Origin of the sequence: Psychrobacter immobilis, assembly GCF_904846235.1 — a bacterium.
GTDB lineage: Bacteria > Pseudomonadota > Gammaproteobacteria > Pseudomonadales > Moraxellaceae > Psychrobacter > Psychrobacter immobilis_C.
This window is the reverse complement of sequence record NZ_CAJGZN010000035.1, coordinates 1-8,667: the sequence shown is the minus strand read 5'-3', so window position 1 is coordinate 8,667 and position 8,667 is coordinate 1. Positions and strand designations below refer to the sequence as shown.

Below are 8,667 nucleotides of genomic sequence, written 5' to 3'. Positions count from 1 at the left end.
TATTTGGGGCTATTATCAGTCAGTGAGACCACACCGTTTTAATGACTATTTAACACCGCTAGAAAAAGAGAAACGCTACTTTAACAAAAACCTCTTATCAGGTGTCCTAAATTAGTTGACCACTACATTAAAAGCGGTAGAGATAGACGCGGATGCTGACACTCGTTTGACGGCATTGGCCGCTGATGTTAAAGCGTTTAAGACCACCAATAATGAAGACATCAAACAGTTAAAGCAGCAAATTAATACCAGTAAAAAGACTTATCAGCGCTTATCACCGTTTTATGAGCAGCGTATCGCCTTACTGGATCAAAGTGAGGCGGTGATCGTGCAAGATGATGATTTATACGATGAAATCATAAGTACCAAGACTACTCAATTGAATGCAGATCGGCTTGAGGACTGGCGCAGCCGTACTATGGCGCTGCAATATCAGCTCAACAAAGCGCATGAGCAAGCAAAGCTTAAGAAAGAGGCTGAGCGCGCACGAGAGGAGGCTTTGATCAGGCGGCGAGAAACCTTAAAACAGAGGCGGCAGCAGGCATCTCTTAAGCGTCAGCGAATCAATGAGACCAAAGCATATCGAGATCGATTTGACAATTTAGTGGTACGGGTGCGTAACCGCGTTAATACCCTTGATTTTAAGGCCGTTGATGCACCGATCGAAGTGATCAACGCGGCTGAGGCGGTTGCCGCACAAGCATTTATATTCACTACTCTAAAACACACTGACAGCTTTACGACACTACAAAAAAGTTTACGAGACACCGATGCTAAAAAAATTGCAACGCAGGTGCAGAAGGCAGCAACGACGCTATGGCAACAGCTTGAGCGCTTGCCTGACAATCAAGATAAGGTCGAGGTGTTAACGAAAATCAATGAGCGCTTTGAGCACGTTCCTGCTATCACCATAGATGGGGCAACGCTCACACAAACTGTGACAGATCACCTGCAAAAAACGAAGAACGCCATCCAAGCGCATGAACAAGCACAAACACGCCGCTACTCCTCACCACGCCCATTTTAGGCGGCATTATAATAATGAGTACCCCATGAATAAAGACAATAGCAATGAGCAAGACATACACGATCAACTTGTTAACCTAGTGACTTCATTGACTCCGGTCATTGGGGCCTTGCGTGAGCTGATTAAGCGAGCCGATGATGCGGTAGCGAGGCGGCTTGAGCGTTCGCTTAGCGGTATTGATAGCAAGGTGAATGAGGTGTCTTCTGCCATTGAAGAATTAGGTAGTAGCGCAAGCACGACTTCGCAGGCATTGAGCCAGTATCAAGAACTCGTGTTAAAGCAGCTACAAGCGGCAGTGACTGCTTTTACTGACAATGAGATGCCGCGTCGTTATGATGACAAAATAGCGGGCATCATCACCGATATGAAACAGCAGATTGATACGGCTGTAGAGTCGGTCGTCACTGCTAAAAACGATAGCATAGAGGTACAAATCAGTACCATGCAAGGAGTTGCTGATAAACTTAGCGCAAGCGCGGACAATCTAGCCCTATTCACCAATCAGTACCAAGCTGGTCATAAGCAGATTATTGAAGATATTGAGACCTTTGAGACCACCACCAAAACGCGGATTGAGCAGGTCGAGGCTAGAGCTAGTAAAGACTTGGACAAAATTCATAAGTCCATTGAGACTATGAGTATTAAAAGGATTGCAGCCGCTGTCGCAGCGGGTACGATGGCTGTGATAATAAGTTTGGTGGCTCTGGTATTTTGGTATGTGCCAAGCTTTGATGAGATTGCAGAGATGAAATACCAGCAAGCAGAGCTACAGCGCGGCATCGATGAGCTTGAAACGGGTTGGAAACAGGCCTTTAATAATGCTCAAAGTGCGCAGTTTATTTTGGCTTGTGATGTTAATAAAGAGCAGCCTGATGCAATCAGCTGGTGCGTTAGAGCAGACAGTAAGAGTGTTTTGAGAGATGAGAGAGGCTTTGTTTATTATAAAATAGCTGGGGTGCCGCGTGCAAAGCCGACTGAGTAAAGACGTATGGTAATAGCGAGCTATATTGCCCAAAAGTGCGTCTTCTGAAACATATAAGACTGAAAAAAGGCTTGTTTGATTGTCGTTATCTTTGTCTATATTAAAAAGCCAGATAATGACACTTTATCTGGCTTTAAGGGTTATTGTTTCTTGTTAAACAAGAAGTCTGTAAATATAAGCTAAAGTGACTAGGCTGCTTGGTCAGTATGAGCTGTGACCAACTCTATAAAAGCAGTTTCAAGGGTACTTAACGCATAATCATCAATCATAAGACCGTCATCTAGCTGTCGTTGCACCCAGACATAAATCGCTTCATCATTATAAAGAATAGCGTCAACACCAAGTAATGATGCCAGTTGTACGCCTTGCTGTACTTGTAAGCTGAATAACAGCTGAGAGGCTAAAGCTTTAGTCTGTTCACTAAACCAAGCGCAGCTGTTGAGCCGAGATAGATTGTTATTCATTGGTATTCTCCTGTAGATTATTGTGTATAAATAATGGATAAAATGACTTACTACAGGTCAAATTATACCTATATTTTAATCTATTGCAAGAGAAAATGACCTTCTATAGGTCTTTTTATGCGTCTAAAGGTGATAATGTCTTATGAGCGAAGGTGTTCACTCAGGTGATTCACTGCTGTCCTCATTTATGATTTCATATAAATCACCAACATTGATTCTAAGATACGTGCATAAAGACTCGATGATATCTAGATCAACTCGGGTGGCTTCTTCATGATACATGCGAGTAATGGTGCCACGATTGATACCAGTATCTCTTGCGACATCGGCAATTTTAAGGCGTCTTTCGCCCATGATGGTCGATAAGTGACACTTCACCATAGTGGTTTCCTCATTAACGATTAGTAGTTTTTGATTGGTGAACGGATTATAACGAATATGAGCGGCTAAAGTATTCCTTTTAGTAGCTCAAATTGGTATCCAATAGCGCAATTTGCCTAGTAATAGGCAGTTTATTATGCTGTCTTTGATACAGGACGTCTATCATGATGGATATACGCTAGTTAGAAAAGGCGATGCTATTTTTACTATGAAGTATTGCTGTTAATAGTGATGTGACGTACATTTTTAGTTATACTTATATACTTATATACTTATATACTTATATACTTATATACTTATATACTTATATATTCAATGCATGCTACAGGGATCTGTATTTATGAAGGTAATCGCGGTATTAAATCAAAAAGGTGGCAGCGGCAAGACTACCATCGCAACGCATCTGGCTCGTGGCTTACAGTTAAAAGGCCATAGTGTTCTACTAGTAGATAGCGATCAGCAGGGCAGTGCGCGTGACTGGAGAGCGGTTGATGAAGACAATCCGGTACCAGTGATCGGGCTCGACAGACCAACACTTGATAAAGATTTAAAAAACGTCTCTGAAAAAGATTATGTGGTGATCGATGGATCGCCGCAAGCTACTAGTCTGGCTATTTCTGCTATAAAAGCGGCTGATTTTATATTGATTCCGGTGCAGCCGAGCCCCTATGATATCTGGGCGACCAGCGATTTGGTTGATTTAGTGCAGCAGCGTATTGAGATGATGGATGGCCAACTAAAGGCAGCCTTTGTTGTCTCACGCGCCATTCAAAATACCAATATTGGTAAAGAGGTTGCAACCGCGCTGCTTGATTATAATATTCCGGTATTAGAGACCAGAGTGATGCAGCGAGTTGCTTATCCTAATAGTGCTGCCCTTGGTAAGACAGTATTTGATACCGAATCGCCTAGTAGCAATGCGATACAAGAGATAACCGCATTGGTCAGTGAGATTCAAATATTTTTTGGTGAGGAGTAAGCCATGAGTTTATCAGCAGGTCGTCCTAGTAAGAACGTTAAGGATCAATTGGCTTTATCGGATGTGACGGACAGTCCCAAAAAGACGGTACGCGTGAATTTTAATTTAGATGAAGATAAACACATTGCGCTCAAGCGGTACGCGCTTGAAAGCCGAAAAACGGTGACTGAGTTGTTGACTGAAATGATTGAGGAAAAATTGGTTGAGCGATAGGTATAAAAAATTCGTTTTTCTATACCTAAAAAAAGGATATGTATAAAAAACTCAAAAAACTATATATATCATCGAACGCTGTGTACCTTTCTAGTATCATCAGATGCTTGTTTTCTTAAGCCAGACGTAGAAGCAAGCTGCAAAAAAAATGCCCATGGCAAAACAAGCACTGTTTCCTATATCAGTACCATATAATAGAACCAAAAACGGTTAGCAGTGCTAAGGTATATTGCCCTTAATCAAAGCGTACTCAATAACGATTTAAGTTACACAAAATATAAGGGGCTTCTAGCCCCATCATTATTCTGAACCGCCCCGAGATTGTCGGAGACTCAACTTTCTGAGAGAATACGACAATGAAAAGACAAACCTACACTCCTGAGATTAAAAAACGCGCCGTTCGCATGCTGATTGAAGCATTAAACGATTACACCTCTATGTGGTCAACCATTCAAGTTATAGTACTGAAAATAGAATCTACTTTTGGAACATTGTGGTCATGTCATAAAAAGCGCACTAATGAAACCATACTAACCAACATTCAAGACTAAGCTACACATACTAAAGAGCTTGAACGTGAAAATAAGAAGCTTACGTAAGCCAGTTAGATTACAGTAAAAGCCGCTTTTTTCGCCCAAGGAGAGATAGGACATACAATCCAGTTGTGGCTCAGTTTATTGATAACAATAAGTGTGTCTACGGTATTAGAGCAATATTGACTGTGCAATATAGAAGATATGCAATAAAATTATTTTCTACCTTTAATAAAATGCAGCAACCTAAACAAGGGTAAATTATGAGTAATTCAGATAACCACAGTCATCAAGCTCCAGACCCTAAAAATATGAATAAAGCTTTTTATATTGGGATTGGTCTAAATTCTGCATTTACGCTCATCGAGTTTATAGTGGGCTATTCAACTAATTCATTAGCTTTAATCGCAGACGCTAGCCACAACTTAAGTGATGTTGCCAGTTTAATAATCTCGTTAATTGGAATGAAATTAGCACAGAAAGCATCTACTACGCTTTATACCTATGGCTACAAAAAAGCTTCTATAATGGCGTCTCTTATTAACGCCATATTGTTAGTTACAATCGTTATAGGTATTGCGTATGAGGCCTTGGGTCGATTTGATACCATACCGGAAGTTGCAGGAAAAGTTATTATTATTACAGCTCTAATAGGTGTATTTATAAATACTGTTTCTGCTTTTGCATTCTACAAAGGTCAAAAAGACGATATTAATATCAAAGGTGCTTTCTTGCATCTAATGGTAGATGCATTGGTCTCTGTAGGTGTCGTTATCTCGGGCATTATTATTTACTATACAAGTTGGAATATCGTTGATCCTCTAGTTAGCTTGATTATTTCAGTCGTTATACTGTTATCGACTTGGGGTCTACTAAAAGAGAGTATCAAGCTTGCTATCGACGGAGTACCTCAAAATGTTGATCTCAGTAAAATCACTGCTATCTTAGAGAGCTATAATTTTATTCAAAACTTTCATCATTTACATATCTGGGCCTTGAGTACCACTGAGAATGCTCTGACAGTTCATATCGTACCGAAGAGCGATGTGACATTAGAAGAGACTCTTATTATGAAAGAAAATATTAAGGAAGATTTGGCGCATCAGAATATACAACATGCAACTATTGAATTTGGTACTAAGGCAGATGACAATCAAAAATCGCGTGCATTAAATGAAAGTATCAACTAAAAGATGATAGACCGTATATAGCTATCTCTTTTTAAGTATGAGGCGCGTGCCTTATGTCAACATAATTTTTTCAATCAGTTCTTATGTGATCAATAGTTTAAAACTTTTATATTTACGTGCGTTAGGACGTTACCTAGAAAAAATAAAAAACTTACGCTGATTAAATTATTATGATTAAGTTTACTATTACCCTCGTCTTCTAAGTGTGGTTAGACCTTTGCCAAAATAGCTTATTAGTAATAACAGGGTTATTATTATCAAGATAGGATAATTTCCCATAAGCATAAAGGGCGTGTTACCAACCCGTGCCTGTATCTCACCACGTAGTACAGTACGCTCAAACTGCGGTGCGCGTTTTACAATACGACCTTTATGGTTAATGATAGCGGTAACACCAGTATTGGTCGCTCGAATAAACCAGCGCCCGTTCTCAAGCGCGCGCATTTGTACCATTTGCAAATGTTGCAATGGTCCTGCTGAAGTGCCAAACCAGGCATCGTTAGAGACGGTCAACAAAAAGTCAGTATCGATGGCATTTTTACGCGTGGTATCTGGATAAGCTACCTCATAACAGATAGCCGTCCCTATATTGTGTTCACGCACCTTTAGCGGTGACTGCTGATCACTACCACGACTATAGCTCTTAATATCCTGACTACCGGCCAAACTTGGGAAAATATCGAGCACGCCTTCAAATGGAATATACTCTCCAAAAGGCACTAGACGCTGCTTCTTGTATAGGCCTTCCGCTTCTACACCTCGAGCAATCACGCTATTGTAAAATGGGGGATACTTATCCGTACTGGCATTGAATGCCGCTTTATCCTTATAAGGGATACCAGTTATCCATGTCGTATTGGTCGCATTGGCCATTTCTATCATTTCACTAATAAAGCCCGCAGCCTCATCCTGAAACATCGGAATAGATGATTCAGGCCACACCACCACATCACGTCCCCACTCAGTGCGCGTTAACTTCGCATAAATCTTTAGCGTTTCTACTTGATATTGCGTCAGCCACTTTATATCTTGTGAAATATTACCTTGAATCAATGACACTGACAGATCAGGTGTGCCCTTAGGTTTTGTCCATTGCGGATTGACCAGCCATAATGATGTGCTAATGGCTAATAACAGTACAGAAACGACGGCATAACTACTGCGTCGAAGCAGTAGCTCTACTAAACTTGCAGCCAATAGTATGGCAACAAAAGAGACGGCAAAAACACCAGCAACGGGTGCTAAGGACGATAACCAATACTCTTCAGTAAATGCATAACCAACAAATAGCCACGGAAAGCCTGTGAATAACCAAGTTTTTAACCATTCTTGTAGCACCCAAAGAGCAGCAAATGAAAAGGGTTGTTTGCCTACCATACGGTTAAAGACTAGTGCTAAAAATCCATGAAACAGTCCCATACCGAGACCCATCAATCCAATCATAATCAATGCGAGCCACGTTGGAGTATCGCTATAATCATGGATGGCAGTATAGAGCCAAAAGCCGCCGACGCACCATAGCCCCATACCGTAAGCTTCACCGATAATAAAAGCGCGACGACCACTCATATTTGGTACCAACAGCGCATATAAAATCGCTGGTGACACTATTGCTAGCGGCCAGAACCCATGAGGCGCTAGCGCAAATAAAAAAATAGCCCCTGCAAGCCATGCTGCTACTAGCGTAAACCATAGCGGTAATTGATTTGAGTGAGTACTCAAACGCTTTTGTAGATTAATAGTAGACAGGCGCATCGCAAATTATCCAAAATTATGAGTTTTGAATTTTTAGTCAAAATCCAAAACTCGGATAGACCTGTTAATACTACAGGCAGCATTTCAAAATGAAAACTGCTTATGATACCAGTCCGCACTGCTCAATGGATAAATTTACGTACTCCGTTTGATGGGTTATTATGCTACATTACCAAACGATATGAAGTGTTACTTGACCTTCTATAGCTCACAATATCTACAGTACATGAGAGAGCACTATGACCCCCTTAAAAATAAAATCCAGTCTTATATTCAATCGTTATCTGTCTAAGGGGTTGCGTAGTACGTTAGTATTACTTGCCGCCTCATCACTATTTGCTTGTAGCCAACCGAGTAGTGGCGTATCTGATGCAAGCACAACATCGGCATCAACTGAAGATGTAGTGACTGTTCCGAAGACAGCTGAACCAAACGTTATAAATACTCCTATGATGACATCAGTAAGTAAACCAGACCTACTAAAAAACGTCTCAGCCACTGTCTATAAAGATGCCAATTGCGGCTGCTGTAAAGAATGGATAAGTCATGCAGAAGATAATGGTCTAAGTGCAACCGCGCAAGATGTTGCGGACTTAGCCGTATTTAAAGAGCGCTACAGCGTTCCAAATGAAATGCGTTCTTGCCATACTGTAGTCACTACTGATGGTTACGTCTTTGAAGGTCATGTACCCGCTAAATATATGGCGCAGTTTTTAGAAAATCCGCCAGTACAAGCTATGGGTCTTGCCGTACCTGGCATGCCTGTTGGTAGCCCAGGTATGGAGTATCAAAATAAATTCATGCCCTATCAGGTTATGCAGCTCAATAAAGACGGGACGACCCAAGTTTATGCTGATATTGAATCGGTAGAGCAGCAATTATAGTGTGTTAGCAGTTAAGAATACTTTGATTATAGTGTTAGCGTTAAAAGTAAATGAGGCAGGTATAAGACTGTTCTATTGCTTATAAAATGATTCTTCATCAAAAAAATCATTAGCTATTGCGACTTTAAAAGCAAAAATAACTTTGAATTTGTAACTTTTGATGACAATGTAAGCGGATTTATCGGTTATTAACCCTTAAAATAGATAAATAATTAAGGGTTAATACAAGAATATACAGGATGTATCGAAACAATTACGT

The 8,667-nt window shown here is 40.6% G+C and carries 10 protein-coding genes; 7 read left to right on the top strand and 3 right to left on the bottom strand.

Going from position 1 to position 8,667, the window contains the following annotated elements:
• Window positions 1–115 precede the first annotated feature (115 nt).
• Both JMX07_RS13175 and JMX07_RS13170 read left to right on the top strand, forming a co-directional pair.
• Entirely contained in the window at window positions 116–1,027 is a 912-nt protein-coding gene (locus JMX07_RS13175) for a hypothetical protein (RefSeq protein WP_201608397.1), read from the top strand.
• 25 nt (window positions 1,028–1,052) lie between these two features.
• Window positions 1,053–2,009 (top strand): hypothetical protein, encoded by a 957-nt coding sequence (locus JMX07_RS13170; protein WP_087813584.1) that lies wholly within the window; start codon window positions 1,053–1,055, stop codon window positions 2,007–2,009.
• 188 nt (window positions 2,010–2,197) lie between these two features.
• On the opposite strand, the gene JMX07_RS13165 is transcribed toward JMX07_RS13170, so the two are convergent.
• Together JMX07_RS13165 and JMX07_RS13160 are read right to left on the bottom strand one after the other, a co-directional pair.
• The gene (locus JMX07_RS13165) at window positions 2,198–2,473 is read right to left on the bottom strand and encodes a hypothetical protein (RefSeq protein ID WP_201608396.1); all 276 of its coding nucleotides are present in this window, start codon (window positions 2,471–2,473) and stop codon (window positions 2,198–2,200) included.
• A gap of 156 nt (window positions 2,474–2,629) precedes the next feature.
• Window positions 2,630–2,854, bottom strand: coding sequence for a helix-turn-helix domain-containing protein (locus JMX07_RS13160; protein WP_045448313.1), 225 nt, complete (start codon window positions 2,852–2,854; stop codon window positions 2,630–2,632).
• A gap of 340 nt (window positions 2,855–3,194) precedes the next feature.
• Here JMX07_RS13160 and parA point away from each other — a divergent pair, with 340 nt between their 5' ends.
• The 4 genes from parA to JMX07_RS13140 all read left to right on the top strand — a co-directional run bounded on the left by parA (window position 3,195) and on the right by JMX07_RS13140 (window position 5,769).
• A complete protein-coding gene (parA, locus tag JMX07_RS13155; protein ID WP_101204381.1) occupies window positions 3,195–3,833 on the top strand; it encodes a ParA family partition ATPase in 639 nt (212 codons plus the stop codon).
• A gap of 3 nt (window positions 3,834–3,836) precedes the next feature.
• Window positions 3,837–4,046 carry a plasmid partition protein ParG gene (locus JMX07_RS13150; protein WP_025652656.1) on the top strand — a complete coding sequence of 70 codons (210 nt, stop codon included), beginning with the start codon at window positions 3,837–3,839 and terminating at the stop codon, window positions 4,044–4,046.
• Window positions 4,047–4,402: 356 nt separating this feature from the next.
• Window positions 4,403–4,597 carry a hypothetical protein gene (locus tag JMX07_RS13145; RefSeq protein WP_140412949.1) on the top strand — a complete coding sequence of 65 codons (195 nt, stop codon included), beginning with the start codon at window positions 4,403–4,405 and terminating at the stop codon, window positions 4,595–4,597.
• Between the two features lie 245 nt (window positions 4,598–4,842).
• Window positions 4,843–5,769, top strand: a complete 927-nt coding sequence (locus JMX07_RS13140) for a cation diffusion facilitator family transporter (RefSeq protein WP_201608395.1) — start codon at window positions 4,843–4,845, stop codon at window positions 5,767–5,769.
• A gap of 186 nt (window positions 5,770–5,955) precedes the next feature.
• Here the strand turns inward: JMX07_RS13140 and lnt are convergent, their stop codons facing one another.
• Entirely contained in the window at window positions 5,956–7,524 is a 1,569-nt protein-coding gene (lnt, locus tag JMX07_RS13135) for an apolipoprotein N-acyltransferase (RefSeq protein WP_068039556.1), read from the bottom strand.
• A gap of 239 nt (window positions 7,525–7,763) precedes the next feature.
• On the opposite strand from lnt, the gene JMX07_RS13130 reads away from it, so the two are divergent.
• Window positions 7,764–8,408, top strand: coding sequence for a DUF411 domain-containing protein (locus tag JMX07_RS13130; RefSeq protein ID WP_082787298.1), 645 nt, complete (start codon window positions 7,764–7,766; stop codon window positions 8,406–8,408).
• The last annotated feature ends 259 nt before the right edge of the window (window positions 8,409–8,667 follow it).

Coding starts and splice junctions, on each gene's coding strand:
- JMX07_RS13170 (WP_087813584.1), top strand. CDS start 1,053: ATGAATAAAGACAATAGCAATGAGCAAGACATACACGATCAACTTGTT.
- JMX07_RS13165 (WP_201608396.1), bottom strand. CDS start 2,473: ATGAATAACAATCTATCTCGGCTCAACAGCTGCGCTTGGTTTAGTGAA.
- JMX07_RS13160 (WP_045448313.1), bottom strand. CDS start 2,854: ATGGTGAAGTGTCACTTATCGACCATCATGGGCGAAAGACGCCTTAAA.
- parA (WP_101204381.1), top strand. CDS start 3,195: ATGAAGGTAATCGCGGTATTAAATCAAAAAGGTGGCAGCGGCAAGACT.
- JMX07_RS13150 (WP_025652656.1), top strand. CDS start 3,837: ATGAGTTTATCAGCAGGTCGTCCTAGTAAGAACGTTAAGGATCAATTG.
- JMX07_RS13145 (WP_140412949.1), top strand. CDS start 4,403: ATGAAAAGACAAACCTACACTCCTGAGATTAAAAAACGCGCCGTTCGC.
- JMX07_RS13140 (WP_201608395.1), top strand. CDS start 4,843: ATGAGTAATTCAGATAACCACAGTCATCAAGCTCCAGACCCTAAAAAT.
- lnt (WP_068039556.1), bottom strand. CDS start 7,524: ATGCGCCTGTCTACTATTAATCTACAAAAGCGTTTGAGTACTCACTCA.
- JMX07_RS13130 (WP_082787298.1), top strand. CDS start 7,764: ATGACCCCCTTAAAAATAAAATCCAGTCTTATATTCAATCGTTATCTG.